Origin of the sequence: Acinetobacter psychrotolerans (genome assembly GCF_048552595.1) — a bacterium.
Lineage (GTDB): Bacteria > Pseudomonadota > Gammaproteobacteria > Pseudomonadales > Moraxellaceae > Acinetobacter.
The window spans coordinates 86176-100429 of sequence record NZ_JBIMDK010000002.1; the positions used below are offsets into that span (position 1 = coordinate 86176).

The 14254-nt window shown below is 36.3% G+C and carries 16 protein-coding genes; 9 read left to right on the forward strand and 7 right to left on the reverse strand.

What is annotated here, in order from left to right:
- Window positions 1-4: 4 nt before the first annotated feature.
- Window positions 5-1018, reverse strand: a complete 1014-nt coding sequence (locus ACG94X_RS02160; protein ID WP_419382088.1) for an ATP-grasp domain-containing protein — start codon at window positions 1016-1018, stop codon at window positions 5-7.
- Between the two features lie 349 nt (window positions 1019-1367).
- Here ACG94X_RS02160 and ACG94X_RS02165 point away from each other — a divergent pair, with 349 nt between their 5' ends.
- From ACG94X_RS02165 to ACG94X_RS02195, 7 genes are all read left to right on the forward strand, one after another.
- Window positions 1368-2534 carry a TerD family protein gene (locus ACG94X_RS02165; RefSeq protein ID WP_419382089.1) on the forward strand — a complete coding sequence of 389 codons (1167 nt, stop codon included), beginning with the start codon at window positions 1368-1370 and terminating at the stop codon, window positions 2532-2534.
- Window positions 2535-2593: 59 nt separating this feature from the next.
- Window positions 2594-3169 carry a TerD family protein gene (locus ACG94X_RS02170; protein ID WP_419382090.1) on the forward strand — a complete coding sequence of 192 codons (576 nt, stop codon included), beginning with the start codon at window positions 2594-2596 and terminating at the stop codon, window positions 3167-3169.
- 15 nt (window positions 3170-3184) lie between these two features.
- A complete protein-coding gene (locus ACG94X_RS02175) occupies window positions 3185-4285 on the forward strand; it encodes a DUF475 domain-containing protein (protein ID WP_419382091.1) in 1101 nt (366 codons plus the stop codon).
- Between the two features lie 3 nt (window positions 4286-4288).
- Window positions 4289-4867 (forward strand): TerD family protein, encoded by a 579-nt coding sequence (locus ACG94X_RS02180; protein ID WP_419382092.1) that lies wholly within the window; start codon window positions 4289-4291, stop codon window positions 4865-4867.
- Between the two features lie 137 nt (window positions 4868-5004).
- Window positions 5005-6324 (forward strand): vWA domain-containing protein, encoded by a 1320-nt coding sequence (locus ACG94X_RS02185; RefSeq protein WP_419382093.1) that lies wholly within the window; start codon window positions 5005-5007, stop codon window positions 6322-6324.
- A gap of 12 nt (window positions 6325-6336) precedes the next feature.
- Window positions 6337-7056, forward strand: coding sequence for a TIGR00266 family protein (locus tag ACG94X_RS02190; RefSeq protein ID WP_419382094.1), 720 nt, complete (start codon window positions 6337-6339; stop codon window positions 7054-7056).
- Window positions 7057-7073: 17 nt separating this feature from the next.
- Entirely contained in the window at window positions 7074-7667 is a 594-nt protein-coding gene (locus tag ACG94X_RS02195) for a TerD family protein (RefSeq protein ID WP_419382095.1), read from the forward strand.
- 21 nt (window positions 7668-7688) lie between these two features.
- On the opposite strand, the gene ACG94X_RS02200 is transcribed toward ACG94X_RS02195, so the two are convergent.
- Complete coding sequence (locus ACG94X_RS02200; RefSeq protein ID WP_419382096.1) at window positions 7689-8879, reverse strand: winged helix-turn-helix domain-containing protein; 1191 nt, start codon at window positions 8877-8879, stop codon at window positions 7689-7691.
- A gap of 83 nt (window positions 8880-8962) precedes the next feature.
- Window positions 8963-9511: a LexA family protein gene (locus ACG94X_RS02205; RefSeq protein ID WP_419382097.1), complete on the reverse strand. Its 549-nt coding sequence runs from the start codon at window positions 9509-9511 to the stop codon at window positions 8963-8965.
- A gap of 139 nt (window positions 9512-9650) precedes the next feature.
- Here ACG94X_RS02205 and ACG94X_RS02210 point away from each other — a divergent pair, with 139 nt between their 5' ends.
- Window positions 9651-9989: an immunity protein Imm33 domain-containing protein gene (locus tag ACG94X_RS02210; RefSeq protein ID WP_419382098.1), complete on the forward strand. Its 339-nt coding sequence runs from the start codon at window positions 9651-9653 to the stop codon at window positions 9987-9989.
- 34 nt (window positions 9990-10023) lie between these two features.
- Window positions 10024-10395, forward strand: coding sequence for a hypothetical protein (locus tag ACG94X_RS02215; protein WP_419382099.1), 372 nt, complete (start codon window positions 10024-10026; stop codon window positions 10393-10395).
- A gap of 275 nt (window positions 10396-10670) precedes the next feature.
- On the opposite strand, the gene ACG94X_RS02220 is transcribed toward ACG94X_RS02215, so the two are convergent.
- From ACG94X_RS02220 to ACG94X_RS02235, 4 genes are all read right to left on the reverse strand, one after another.
- Window positions 10671-11615, reverse strand: a complete 945-nt coding sequence (locus ACG94X_RS02220; protein ID WP_419382100.1) for a phosphatidate cytidylyltransferase — start codon at window positions 11613-11615, stop codon at window positions 10671-10673.
- Window positions 11612-12310, reverse strand: coding sequence for a lysophospholipid acyltransferase family protein (locus ACG94X_RS02225; protein WP_419382101.1), 699 nt, complete (start codon window positions 12308-12310; stop codon window positions 11612-11614). Before ACG94X_RS02225 ends, ACG94X_RS02220 begins: the two co-directional genes overlap by 4 nt.
- A gap of 73 nt (window positions 12311-12383) precedes the next feature.
- Complete coding sequence (locus ACG94X_RS02230; RefSeq protein WP_419382102.1) at window positions 12384-12818, reverse strand: hypothetical protein; 435 nt, start codon at window positions 12816-12818, stop codon at window positions 12384-12386.
- Window positions 12815-14173, reverse strand: a complete 1359-nt coding sequence (locus tag ACG94X_RS02235; protein WP_419382103.1) for a phosphatase PAP2/dual specificity phosphatase family protein — start codon at window positions 14171-14173, stop codon at window positions 12815-12817. Before ACG94X_RS02235 ends, ACG94X_RS02230 begins: the two co-directional genes overlap by 4 nt.
- Between the last annotated feature and the right edge of the window lie 81 nt (window positions 14174-14254).

Consider the following 14254-nt stretch of genomic DNA (forward strand, 5'->3'; position numbering starts at 1 on the left):
AATGTCAAAAATCCAATTTTATGCTTTGAGTAAGAGGTAAAACTTTGACAGGTGAAAGTTGCGGTTCACGATGTAAAGTGAGCTGTAATTTATCAGCAATTAATTCGGCAATCAGATTAACACCTGTATGTTGTGTATAAGCAAAGCCACCCGCAGGGCGCGCATTGATTTCTAAGATATGCCACACTAAATTTTGATCTTGTTTAAACTGAATATTGATTAATCCATCACATTGGAAATATTTGACTAAATGTAAGCAGATTATGTGACAAGGATGTTGCACAAAACATTCTTGGTGAAATGCGTATTTGATACGAGTCACTTGACTGATCATTTGCCCACGGCTACATGCAATATCGACCGAACATTCTTGCCCATCTAAAAAAGGCATAATTAAGTAGTCTGTAGGCTCAGCCAATTGGCTATACGCTTCTATAAATTGCTGAGTATTAGACTGTGTTGCAATTTCATATTTTTTAAAATAAGAAACATCATCACGTAAATGAACAAAACCTGAACCATATACACCATAAACAGGCTTGGCACATATTTCAGTATATTGCTGTTTAAACGCCTGAATCGCATTTATTAAACTTTCAGCAGAATTTACCAAAAGGGCAGGAATATAAGGAAGACTCTGAGTCGCACAGTGCAAACCAAATTGATATTTATTATTCATCAATTCATGGTTTTCTGCACCAATGGCCCCAGTCAATAGTTGAATGTTGTGTGCTTCAAATTCGGCTCTTAAAGGTTCAATAAACTGACAATGCTTACCGCAAAATAATAAATGAATGCCATGCTGAATACATTGCTCAAGCAACCATTCTGCACTTTGTCGTACAGGCGGTTGTTGAACAAAAAAATCTGCATGTAGAGCTAACTCAGGTCGCTCACGTGTATGCGAGCAAAATATAGTTAATTGATGGGTTAGGTTGGAAGATTTTAGTAATTGAATAATGTCTTTTTGACAAGAATAACTTTCGGCAATCCAGATTTTATATTGCGGTTGCGCCATGTATCGTATCTCAAGAAATGAATAAGGGTATTTAAGTGGGTTTCATTGGTGAAATAAACATACAATAATCATGTTACTCATTGTATTTTATATACAATTAATATGAAAAAATAGTTTTTCCAATAAAAATTTTAAGTACTTTGATTAAAAATACATTTTTGCACTCGTTATATAATTTATTTGAAACAGAGAAGCAATCTTTTTTGAATTTTTCTATAAAGGGTAAAACTTAAAAATAAATTAAATTGAGCTATTAAATGTAATATTTTTTTGGTAAAACTGTAGAGTTTATTCAATTACGTGTTTTATTTCACTTTAAAGATCATTTCTTTAGATTTAGAGGTTATATATGCAGCTTATCGCTGGTGGAAATCTTGCGTTAAACGCTCATAATATTGAAATTTGTATTAAAACAAGTTTTTCTTCGTCAATTGAATTGGATGTCACAGCATACCAATTAGCACAAAACACGCTAAAGGTCCGTGGCGATCAGGACATGATTTTTTATGGGCAGCAAAGTACTGCCAATAAAAGCATCATTTTAAATGAGTCCAGTTCAAAAGATGCTTATATTACACGTCTGAAAATAGACACCTCATTGATTGATTCGCAAATTCAAAAAATCGCCATTTGTCTGACATTAAATGAACCGCATCAATTGAATAGTGTACGCCCAATTGATCTAGAGCTTTATTCAGCAAATCAATTAACAGCAACAGCTCAAGTCAATACACAAAATAAATCTGAAAAAGCACTGATTCTCGCCGAAGTTTATAAACATAATAATCAATGGAAATTTAGATTTGTAGATCAGGGCTTTAATGGCGGATTAAAACCACTTGCAGAAAATTTTGGGGTTGTTATCGCAGCAGGCAATAGCCATGCAACACCAACACCAACAAATATCAATTTAAGTAAGATCAATCTTGATAAAAATAATTCGAGTATTAATTTAACCAAAAAAGGCGCTGGATTCGGCAAAATTTCAGTCAATCTAAATTGGAATAAAAGCCAGCCTAAGTCACAGTCATTTTTCCAAAAATTATCAGGCTCAGGTTCAATTGATCTGGATCTTGGTGCAATGATCCAATTTAAAAATGGGGAAGTAGACTTAGTTCAACCATTGGGTAATCGTTTTGGTCGCTTTGAGCAGAAGCCATTTCTACAATTGGATGGTGATGATCGAACTGGCACTGCGGTAAATGGTGAAAATTTACATATCAATGGCAATCAGTGGGATCAAATTGAACGAATTGTCATTTATACCTATATTTACAAAGGCGCAGCACAATGGGCAGCGACAGATGGCGTAGTAACGATTAAAATCCCTGATCAACCTGTGATTGAAGTTCGTTTAACAGAAGGTGACCAGTTAAACACCTGTGCCATAGTGGAATTAAAAAATATCAATGGCGCAATTCAGGCGAATCGAGAAGTTCGATATTTTAAAGATCAGCAGCTTTTAGATCAGCATTATCGTTTTGGATTCCGTTGGACTCAAGGTTCAAAGGACTAGTTTTAAACAGGTTTTAAGTGCAATTTAAATTTCATATTAATAAGGAATAGGGCTAAAAAATGGCGATTTCATTAAATAAAGGTGGCAATTTATCTTTAAGTAAAACCGATCCAAGTTTAACGCATGTTTTGGTCGGCTTAGGTTGGGATGCACGTTCAACAGATGGCGTAGATTTTGACTTAGATGCCTCAGCATTTTTATTAGGTGAGAACGATAAAGTTCGTGGTGAACATGACTTTATTTTTTATAACCAAACACGTTCACCTGAAGGTTCAGTTGAACATACAGGTGATAACCGTACAGGCGATGGCGATGGCGATGATGAAGCCGTTAAAATCGATTTAAGCAAAGTTCCAGCAGATGTGAGTAAAGTTGCGATCACAGTAACGATTCATGATGCAGAAAACCGTGGTCAGAATTTCGGTCAAGTTCAGAATGCGTTTATTCGTGTTGTAAATGATCAAAGTCATGTTGAAATTGTTCGTTTTGACTTAAACGAAGATTATTCGACTGAAACAGCGATGATTTTTGGTGAATTGTATCGTCACAATGGTGAATGGAAGTTCAGAGCTGTAGGTCAAGGCTATAACGGTGGTTTAAGTGCCATGTGTCGCCAGTACGGTATAAGTATATAACCTTGAGTTAATTCAATGAAACATTTTCGTTTTTCTATAATTTTTACCATCATCTGCTTAGGGATTTCAGCCTATTGGGGCTTTAGTCATGGTCCTGAAGCAGGTTTGATGACGATGGCTAAAGCGCTCGCGATTACATCGATTCTCGCAGTGATGGAAGTTTCTTTATCTTTTGATAACGCTGTCGTAAATGCCTCTGTACTAAAGCATTGGAATCATTTTTGGCGCACACTATTTTTAACAGTCGGTATTCTTATCGCCGTGTTTGGTATGCGACTGATCTTCCCATTGCTTATTGTTGGTGTTACTGCCGATATGGGCATGATTGAAGTGGCTAAACTGGCACTCAATGATCCAAAAACGTATTCTGAAAAGCTTATGGCACATCATGCAGAAATTGCAGCTTTTGGTGGCATGTTCTTACTTCTTGTATTTCTTAACTTTTTGTTTGATGATGAGAAGGATGAGCATTGGTTTCATTGGTTGGAATCTAAACTTGCAAACCTAGGCAGTATTCAAGCGATTTCTGTATTTATTTCGCTATGTGCATTATTGGTTATCGCGAGTTTTGTACCAGAAGCTTCGCGTCTAGTGGTTACTATGGCGGGTATCTGGGGGATCGTGGTTTATGTGGGTGTGCAAGTACTCGGACATTTACTTGAAGGTAGTTCAAGTAATGACGAGGAAGGAGAGCAGCAGTCTAATGGTGCACCTGTGACGGGTACAATTGTCAAAGGTGGTATCGGTGGATTCTTGTATCTTGAAGTACTTGATGCATCTTTTAGTTTTGATGGTGTCATCGGTGCTTTTGCAATAACCAGTGATGTGGTCATTATTATGCTCGGACTTGCTATTGGTGCAATCTTCGTGCGTTCTATGACAGTTTATCTTGTAGAAAAAGGCACACTTGATGCCTATATCTATTTAGAACACGGTGCGCATTATGCGATTGGCGCACTGGCATTCATTATGTTGGCAAGTGGTACAGGCTTACATGTACCAGAAGTTGTGACAGGTTTAATCGGTGTTGCTTTCATCGTTTGGGCTGTATTGTCATCTATTTCATATAGTAAAAAGCAAGAATCTACTGAAACTACAACGGGAAAAGGAAACTAAAACATGGCTATTAATTTATCTAAAGGCGGAAATATCAACCTGTCAAAAACAGCTCCTACTATGAATAAAGTAGATTTGGGCTTAGGTTGGAATCCACGTGTTACAGATGGTAAAGCTTTTGATTTAGATGCTGTTGCATTCTTAACAGGCGAAAACGGTAAAGTATTGGTTGATGGTGGTTTTATTTTCTTTAACCAAAAAGTATCTCCATGTGGTTCTGTAACACATCAAGGCGATAACCGTACTGGCGATGGCGATGGCGATGATGAAACAATTTCAGTTGATCTTGGAAAAGTACCAGCTGACGTTGCAAAAATTGTTTTTGCAGTCACGATTCATGAAGGTCAACAAAATGGTCAAAACTTCGGTATGGTCGACAAAGCCTATATCCGCGTCCTTAACCAAGACAATAACGCTGAAGAGTTAGCACGTTTTGACTTATCTGAAGATGGCAGCACAGAGGTTGCGATGATCTTTGGTGAATTATATCGTCACAGCGGCGAGTGGAAATTCAAAGCCGTTGGTCAAGGCTTCGGTGGTGGTTTAGGCGCTTTAGCTGCAAGTTATGGCGTTGCTGTTTAATTGTTGCTCATCACTTCCGCTTAGAAAAAGAGTACTAAAAGATTTATCTTTTAGTACTTGAAAGTGATTAAAAACTGAATCAGACAGATTTAGAGCGCAATCAAAATTATTTTCAAGTACTAAAATAGAGCACATTAATGCAACTCATTACTGGACAAAAAATTGCCCTGCAACAGCTGATACAAGCTGAGACTCAGTTCAAATTACGTGTGCAATTTTCAGCACCTTTTGATATTGATATTTCATGTTTTGGTATTACGCCAAATGATCAACTTTTTAGTGATGATTATATGACTTTCTATAATCAACCATTGACACCAAAAGGTGAAGTTCAATATCAATTACAAGATTCTGTCCACCTATTTTCTTTTGATTTAAATAAAATTGATGCCAAGCAATTATCTCGATTTGTCATTTGCGCAACGGTATCTAATGAACAATTCTCCATGCAACAGATTAAATCTGTTCAGATTGAATTCTGCCATCCAAATGGACAAGCTCTTGCGACATATCAATTAGATGGTTTAAGTTTTAGCCAAGAAAAAGCCGTCATGCTGACCGAAGTGTACTATAAAAGTGATGCATGGCGAATTGCAGCAATCGGGCAAGGTTTTAATGGTGGCTTAAAATCATTGGTTCAACATTTTGGTGGTGAAGTAGAGGAAAGCACTTCACATTCGACCACTCAAACAACAGCGTCGCCAGCACCTACGCAAGCCACTGTTTCATCGATTGACCTGAAGAAAAAAGTTGTTCTAGATAAGATTGAAAAAGCTGCGCCACATTTGGTCGATATCACTAAGAAATCTTTAATTAGCTTAGAAAAAAATAACTTACTTGAAGTGAAAGCCCGTGTCGCATTGGTGTTGGATTACTCAGGTTCAATGCATCAACAATATATTAAGGGTGATGTACAAAAAGTGCTGGATCGAATTATGCCTTTAGCCGTGAATTTTGATGATGATGGTAGTTTCGAATGTTGGGCATTTGCCGAAAAATCACTTAGATTGAGTGATGTTACATTGGAAAATCTACAAAATTTTGTCAATACCGATCAAGGTGGACATCCTAAGTGGAAGAATGCAGGCGCACGATACAATAATGAACCTGTGGTACTTGAAGCTGTGGTGAAATATTTCACCAAAGAAAATCCATCAAACTTACCTGTCTATGTGGTATTTATTTCGGATGGTGGGGTTTCTGAAAGTAAAAAAATTAAAAAGATTCTCAAAGATGCTTCGGATCAGCCTATTTTTTGGCAATTCGTCGGCATAGGTGGGAAAAACTATGGTGTCTTAGAGCAACTGGATACGATGGATGGTCGTGTCGTGGATAACTGTAATTTCTTTGAAATGGCAGACATTCAAAGTATGCCGGAAGCTCAACTCTATGATGCTTTACTTCAAGAGTTTCCACTGTGGTTAAAAGAAGCAAAAAATAAAAATATCATTCGTTAGTGAGAAGTAATTATGGCGAAATTTGACTTGGTAGGAAGTCCTGAACCTTTTCTTTTAGTAGATTTGGTTCAGGGTGAAAAAATATATTGTGAATCTGATGCAATGGTCATGATTGAGCAAAACCTTGAATTAGGCGGTAACCTGCGTGGTGGTTTATTTCAGTCTTTTATGCGCCGCTTTACGACGGGTGAATCGCTATTTCAACAAGAAATTAAAGCCTCTTTTGGTAATGGACAATGTTTACTTTCTCCAAATTTAGATGGGGATATGCAAATTTTAGACATCGGCCCACAACAATACATTCTATCTGACGGTGCATTTGTCGCAGCCACAGAACATGTGAATGTAAAAGCGAAACTTCAAGCAAATTTGGGTGGAGGTTTCTTTGGTGATACAGGTGGCTTTGTTGTGATGGAAGCAACAGGTCAAGGCAAACTATGTATCTCTGGTTGTGGCACCTTAATGGAAGTTGAAGTGAGTAGCCAAAATGGCGAAACAACCATTGATAATGGTCATGTTGTCGCTTGGGATTCGACGTTGGATTACAGTATCGGTATGCCAAGTTCACAAAATCGTGGATTGATGGGAAACTTATTGAACAGCTTTACCAGTGGCGAAGGCATGGTTTTAAAATTTCGTGGCAATGGTAAAGTTATTATTTGTTCAAGAAATAGAAAGAGCTATATAACTTGGTTAGCATCTACTTTAAATTTAAGTAACAGAAACAATTAAACATAGAGGAAAGCGTCATGGGTATTAGTTTAGTTAAAGGACAGAAAATTTCGCTAGAAAAAGGTGATGGTACATCATTAACCAAGATTTTCCTTGGTGCAGGATGGGATGTTGCTAAAAGTAGCGGTGGTGGATTGTTTGGCATGTTTGGTAAAAAAAGCGATGATTCAATTGACTTAGATGCATCTGCAATTGTGTTCGATGATAATAATCAACCGCTTGATGCGATTTGGTTTGGTCAGTTAGCGAGCCGTGATGGCAGTATTTGGCATTCTGGTGATAACCGTACTGGCGCAGGTGATGGCGATGATGAAGTTATTCATGTTGATTTAACCAAAATTCCATCACAAGTAAAAGCGATTGTTTTCACCATTAGTAGTTTCCGTGGTCAAACTTTTGAAAATGTTGAAAATGCTTTTTGTCGTCTAGTCGATTCAACAACGAATACTGAAATTGCTAAATATAACCTTTCTGCAAAAGGTAATTATACTGCGTTGATTGTTGCTAAAGTTTATCGTCATAATGGTGCTTGGAAAATGTCTGCAATTGGTGAAACTAGTCAGGGTAAGACCATTAATGACATGATTCCGTCGATCTTACCTATTTTGTAATTCTTTTGTATAACCAATGATTTAAAAAGGAGTATTCAAAATGAATGCTCCTTGCCTATCTATCTCAGTACATTGATTAAAAGCAGAAAATTTATGAAGTTCAATGATTAATACTGATAAAAATTGCTCACGATCGAGTTGCTTGTTCTCAAAAAGATGATTCTCTAAATGTAGGCTAATAACTTCAAGTGTTTTTTTTGCACGATGTGCTTTGCAATCTATACGTCCGACAATTTGATCGCCATATAAAATAGGCAAACAAAAATAACCAAAAACACGTTTGACTGCAGGGACATAGCATTCTAAACGATAATCAAATTTAAATAGGGAGCTTAAACGATCACGGTGAATCACCAAGTTATCAAAAGGTGATAGAATTTTAACCTGGGCTTCTACTGGCTCAAATTGTTCTAATGCTAAAGCATTCACATAATAAGTTTCACCGTCATTATGATGAACAACACGAATGATTCTTGCTTCAATCTGCTCATTTAAATTCTTTCGCATTGCTTCACGAATTGCATTGCCAGTCTTCAAATGAATCAATTGCTTCCATGTAAAAACACCATGTGCTCGTAGTGTCGTTTTTAATAAATACAATGCATATTCATCTAATGTCGGCATGCTTAAATCAAGATCATTGGGAATACAACGCTCTGTCAAATTAAAGGTTTTTTCCATGCCATGACGTTCACTAATCATTAAATCACCTTGCATGAAAAGTTGTTCAACCGAACGTCGTGCGAGACTAGAATTCCACCAACCACCTGTATTGGTTTTATTTTTCTGCTCAATATCCCGTAGTCTAATTTTCCCTTCATCTTTTACACGTGCCAAAATTTCATTCATTAACTTTGCATCACCACGATTAAAGTAACGATGTTCGCCATTACGCACCATTTCCATGTGTGGTAGGGCATAACGATAATCTTGCATAGGTAAATAAGAAGCGGCGTGATACCAATATTCAAAAATATGTTGCTGCTGAACCAATTGATTTAAATGGCTTGGTTCATAATGCGGAACACGATTCCATAGAATGTGGTGATGCGCTCGCTCAACTACAGAAATCGTATCAATTTGCACATAACCTAAGTGTTCAATCGCTTGACGTGTTCCATTCAAGCCTTCATCAAATATAGATGAGGTTGCTAAACCTTGGTGAGATAAAGCTAAACGTCTTAATGCATCTGTGCTCAGTAGTTTGATCATCAGCAACTCAGTTCTGGAAATATAGAAAATATCAGTTTTTAGCTCATGTATTTAAATGATAGAGTAGTAGAAACTACGCTTATTTATTTTAATCGTTTCAGAATGCAGGTGACGACACCCCAAATGATAATTTGTTCTTCACCAGATGGGTAAATATTTGGAAAATCAGGATTTTCTGCTTTTAGCCATTTTTGATCAATCCCAGTAGCAGATTTTTGTTGTATAAAGCGTTTGACGGTAAATTCATTATTAAGCAAAGCAAGAACAATATCACCATGTGCTGCATCTATACTGCGATCAATTAAAATTTCATCACCAATTTCGATCCCTGCATTTTTCATTGACAATGAATTGACTTTTAATATGAATGTCGCCAGTGGATTGTGAATGAGATACGTATTTAAATCGATTCTTTTTTCAACATAATCTTGAGCTGGCGAGGGAAAGCCAGCTGCGACAGTTTCCAATGGATAGGGAATTTGTAATTTGGTATAAGTTTGAACACGATGAAGATTGGTTATAGAAATAAACTCATGCTTTATCTTTGCTTTAATCCACGGTCGAATTGCAATAGCTTCAGACGGTTGAACAAAAGCAGATAAAATAGGTGATATTTGAGTCGAATTATCCATAAATTATTCATTTTGAATTTGTAACTTAATCAAGTTTAGCAAAAACAAGTCATCATTAACAGATACTTTGGTCGGATTGATTGAGATTAAGTAGATGTCAGCTTACAATCTTTTTAAATCTAATTGATCGGAAAGACCCATGTTGCAAGATTTTGTAGAAGAGCAGAAATTAGTCTGTGAAGAGTTTGATTCTAAATACATTAAAGTCAATGAAACTGACTTGGTGGCAGTTGCCAAGCAGACGCTGAATAAAGAACCCATCGTTGGATTGCGCAAAAAGCCAGATGCAGACAATGTGTCATGGTTTATCTATGGGGGAGAATTGGAAGATGGTGAAGATTTTTTTGACATTATCACAGTCAAAGAACTTGAAGAAGTTTTTCCAGATGCGATTCCTTATTTGTCACTAGAAGAAGGCTTTAGATTTATGATTGATGCTGATGAATATGAAGATGTTTGGAAGGCAGATAGTATCTGAGTTTATGGTCATAAATCACAGTTGGACAGTTAATATGATTCAAAAACAGATACTTGGAATGTTGATTATATTTTACAGTATACAGAGTTATGCAGAGTTGCCTAAGCAACAACTGACTCAAAATGAATATAATCAACGTATTCAATCATATACTGACCAAGTGAATGCCACGAAAGCAATTTTAGATGAGCCTGATTCTAAAGCTAATGCTGCTGAACAACGCAAAGCTTTTTGTTCTCGTTTAGAAGCGTATCAAGGCATATTGACAATTTCGAATGAAAATATTCAGTTAGATACAGTCAATATTATGTCAAAAATTGCCATAAATTTTTTAGACCGTCAGAATCAAAGCCTTGAAAAATCTGGGATGACGAGCCAAGTATTTTGTGGCAGTAAGGTCAATTGAAAAGCTAGCTGAAAATGTGAATTGTCAGAAAATGACATGAATTTGGCAGGAAATGATAAGGTAAACTTTTCAAAATAAGAAATAATAGTGGCATTAAGACATTATGTTATTTGATTTTCCCTGGTCTAAATATACTTAAAGTTTTAATCATCAATTTCATGATTGATGACGTCCTAAACCCGCTTTTAAAGCGGGTTTTTTAATGTGTGAAATTAGCTTATCGACCTGAACAATTATTGAATTAAATATTATTGAGAGTCATCAATTAAAGTACTTTAACTCCACCAATATCTTAAAATATGAAAGAAAATGGGTGCAGAAAAGCAAATTGAGTCAATCCGATCGAGCATTCCGCCATGACCATGAATCAGTTGCCCCCAATCTTTTACACCACGATCACGTTTAATCGCAGACATGACTAAGCCACCAAAGAATCCGAAAATACAAACCGTTAAACCAATACACGCTGCTTGAAAATATGTAAATGGAGTCAACCAAGTCATTGCAACCCCCAACGCTGTTGCTAAAATAATACCGCCCAATAAGCCCTCTACGGTTTTCGATGGAGATAACACAGGGGCAACTTTATGTTTTCCAAATAATTTGCCACAGACATATTGCAATACATCGGATGCTTGAACCACCATAATCAACCAAATGGCTAACCAAATTGGTTCACCTTTAAATTCAGGCAATTTTAAATTTAACAAAGCTGGTACATGGGAAATACAGAACACAGAAACCATTAAGCCCCATTGAATTTTTGAGCTGCGTTCTAGAAAATGAGTGGTATCTTCTTGTTTTAAACTGGCAATTGGAATCAATAAAAAAACATAAAGCGGTATGAAAATAGAATATAAGCCATACCAATCGGTGTAGACTAAATAATATTGATAGGGAATAACAAAATAGAATGCAATAAGTAAAGGGAAATAATCACCACGTCTCGTCGGTAGTAAACTGACAAATTCCCGCAGTGCAAATAGGGAAATAATACCAAATAAGATAATAAATGCAGTTTTACCCAATAAAATCGCAGCGCCAATCACGATGAGCATAACCCACCATGCATTGATACGTGCGTTTAGATTATCAATCACAGATGAGGGTTTTATTCCTGCACGTTGTTTTAGAATAAATCCAACACTGGATGCAAAGATGAGTATTCCAGCAAAAATGCCAAATAAAAGATAAGTTTTATCTAGATTATCTAAAATCATTGATTTTCAACCTCTTTTAGTTCTAATAATTGTTGATGTGCATAATCAATGAATGCAGTTTTATCCATTTCTAAATGTTGTTTTAAAGGGCAACCAAAACACACTGTCGAAAGAAGTGGTAAGGGAATAAATGCACCTTTTGGCATGACACGTTTCAGGTTTGAAATCCAAACAGGGACAATTTCAATTTCAGGAAATTGTTGATGTAAATTGTATAAGCCACTTTTAAAAGGCAGTAGATCGATATCATCGTTTAAATTCCGAGTACCTTCGGGAAAGAATATAATCGAGTAGCCTTGAGCAAGTGCATCTTTGACTGGTTGTAACGGGTCAGTTTGGTCTTCACGATTTCGCTGAATGGTCACACCATTGAAAGTATCTTTAATTAAAAATTGTCGAAAACCATCTTTTAACCAATAATCCGAAGCAGCGACGGGCTTGGTTTGTCTGCGCATTATTTTTGGCAGAGAAGACCACAATAGAATAAAGTCGATATGGCTATTATGATTGGCATAGTAAATACGTTGTTTCGGGATTGGCTCGCAACCAATCCATAAACTACGAGCACCTGTGAGCAAACGTGCGCCACGGCGGGTTAAAAAAGCAATAAAACGGGCAATTGAACTTGAGGCAATATTCCCTTGAGTTTCTTCTATTGGTCTGTTTTTTTTAGCATCAGTTGGTAGTTGATTCATTCTATACGCCAATTTTTATTGATGATTTTAATCGCATTGTTATTAACACATAAGGTTCATTGTCGAAAAGAACTTATGCTGCTAATAACTTATAAATTAAACTAATTAAAACAAAATATTGTATGAATAATAAAGCAATTTGCAATTTAAACAATCGGAAACAACCTGTAAAACGCAATGACCAATTCCGACCCATTTTAGATTCTGGCATTAATTTCAGATTGAATAGGATTTGATCAAATTGCTGAGTGAGTTCTTCCAATGGTTGTTTTGCAGATTCTTGTGCAATCATTTCAATTAGTTGTGCGTCGAATTTTATTCTTAACGATAGATAATGATGAACGATGATAAGCAACAATGTGATTGCTATAAATATTAAAAAATCAACAGATTGCCAACCTTTCAGTAAGATTGCCATAATCGATAGTGCAAAAGCGACATAGCCTGAAAATAATAATCCATTGGTTGCAGATAAAAGTTTAGCCACCACGTAAAAATTCATTTTCATGGTGCTAATCCTTTAAGTTTGAATTGATAAGCTTGGATATGTTGAATTTGAGGCTGTTTAAGTACCACCCACGGACGAGCTTGCCGAATGATTTCAATTGCTTGCTCTGCATTCGTTGCATGATTTTGTTGAATTAACCATGCCGCTAAAATTGCGCTACTTCTGGAATAGCCTAAAGCGCAAAAAATCAGAACTTTTGGGTTAGATTCGTGATGCGGTATTACATCTAAGAGTCGATTAAATGCTGTAACTGCTTGATCTAGTTGATTTACCTGTAAAGGAATTAAATCTAAACTTGAATATTGTTGATAATGGTTTTGACAATGTACCGGTAGCTCAGCAACACAATCAAAAAGCCCTTGATATTGTTTTGTATTATTTGTAGATGGTATTCGTCCGAGAAATATAGTGATATTACTCAGTTTTAAAATAAGAGAGTCCTTAGGTTGATTTCTTGTCCAAAATCGGCTATTGAACCATGCAAAAATCAAGTAAGGCGCAAATAGCATTTTTGTAGCAATGCTTAAATCGCCATTATTCTGTTTTTGAAAAAAATGTGGTCGTACTGTGAAATAGGCAAGTGACACCATGAATAGGCTAAAAGCGGGGTAAAGCAACCATAGAAATGAGCTTTTTAACCAGATTGCAGGCAGACAGAGTAAGGCTGCCCCAACTAGATAATAAGTACCTAATTTAAAATGCTTTGGTGTTAGAACTTGTAAGCCATCTTTTTTAAATGGTGATTTGGCTTGAATCGGAAATAACCAAAGACAGAAAGCACCAGCCAATAAACCTGTTGGAATATCTATAAAATGATGTTGCCATGTGGTGAGGACAGATAATCCAATCAAAAATGACCAAAAATCAACTAAATATTTCCATGCACCATTCGTATGACGACGATAGAAATCCCACAGAATGACCAAAAGCACAATATGTAGAGACGGCGCTTGATTAAATGGTTTATCAAAACCCATTAACAAGTCAAATAAATGCCCAAAAACACCCTGTAATTCAGGACGGTCTACGCTGAATTTTAGTGGAAAAAGTAAGAAGCAACTGACTGAAATGAGTTGAGCTGTAAACAACCTCAGAGCTTGTTGTTTAAGTTCAAAATTACTCCAACAGAGCAATAATGATAATCCATAGAATAAGTCTATCGACCAATAGGGCACAATTGTCCACGGCCAAAGCGGAATATACTTTTCCCATGCATAAACAATGCTTGGAACATTGCTGAGTCCAGACGCATAGTTATTGGCAAATCCGTAAGTCAGAAAGAAAAAAGGTGCAAGAAAAACTAAGCAGAGAATTCCCCATTTCCATGTACCTGTTTCTTTGTTGAGTGTTTGCATAAAACATCCAATGATTATTCTTTTATATTTTTCAATATTTTAAATAGGTGACATAGTTGTAATCTATTAACACAGTCAGCC

Bases quoted from the DNA above. Each gene is read 5' to 3' on its own strand.
- ACG94X_RS02160 (WP_419382088.1), bottom strand. From the start codon at position 1,018: ATGGCGCAACCGCAATATAAAATCTGGATTGCCGAAAGTTATTCTTGT.
- ACG94X_RS02165 (WP_419382089.1), top strand. From the start codon at position 1,368: ATGCAGCTTATCGCTGGTGGAAATCTTGCGTTAAACGCTCATAATATT.
- ACG94X_RS02170 (WP_419382090.1), top strand. From the start codon at position 2,594: ATGGCGATTTCATTAAATAAAGGTGGCAATTTATCTTTAAGTAAAACC.
- ACG94X_RS02175 (WP_419382091.1), top strand. From the start codon at position 3,185: ATGAAACATTTTCGTTTTTCTATAATTTTTACCATCATCTGCTTAGGG.
- ACG94X_RS02180 (WP_419382092.1), top strand. From the start codon at position 4,289: ATGGCTATTAATTTATCTAAAGGCGGAAATATCAACCTGTCAAAAACA.
- ACG94X_RS02185 (WP_419382093.1), top strand. From the start codon at position 5,005: ATGCAACTCATTACTGGACAAAAAATTGCCCTGCAACAGCTGATACAA.
- ACG94X_RS02190 (WP_419382094.1), top strand. From the start codon at position 6,337: ATGGCGAAATTTGACTTGGTAGGAAGTCCTGAACCTTTTCTTTTAGTA.
- ACG94X_RS02195 (WP_419382095.1), top strand. From the start codon at position 7,074: ATGGGTATTAGTTTAGTTAAAGGACAGAAAATTTCGCTAGAAAAAGGT.
- ACG94X_RS02200 (WP_419382096.1), bottom strand. From the start codon at position 8,879: ATGATCAAACTACTGAGCACAGATGCATTAAGACGTTTAGCTTTATCT.
- ACG94X_RS02205 (WP_419382097.1), bottom strand. From the start codon at position 9,511: ATGGATAATTCGACTCAAATATCACCTATTTTATCTGCTTTTGTTCAA.
- ACG94X_RS02210 (WP_419382098.1), top strand. From the start codon at position 9,651: ATGTTGCAAGATTTTGTAGAAGAGCAGAAATTAGTCTGTGAAGAGTTT.
- ACG94X_RS02215 (WP_419382099.1), top strand. From the start codon at position 10,024: ATGATTCAAAAACAGATACTTGGAATGTTGATTATATTTTACAGTATA.
- ACG94X_RS02220 (WP_419382100.1), bottom strand. From the start codon at position 11,615: ATGATTTTAGATAATCTAGATAAAACTTATCTTTTATTTGGCATTTTT.
- ACG94X_RS02225 (WP_419382101.1), bottom strand. From the start codon at position 12,310: ATGAATCAACTACCAACTGATGCTAAAAAAAACAGACCAATAGAAGAA.
- ACG94X_RS02230 (WP_419382102.1), bottom strand. From the start codon at position 12,818: ATGAAAATGAATTTTTACGTGGTGGCTAAACTTTTATCTGCAACCAAT.
- ACG94X_RS02235 (WP_419382103.1), bottom strand. From the start codon at position 14,173: ATGCAAACACTCAACAAAGAAACAGGTACATGGAAATGGGGAATTCTC.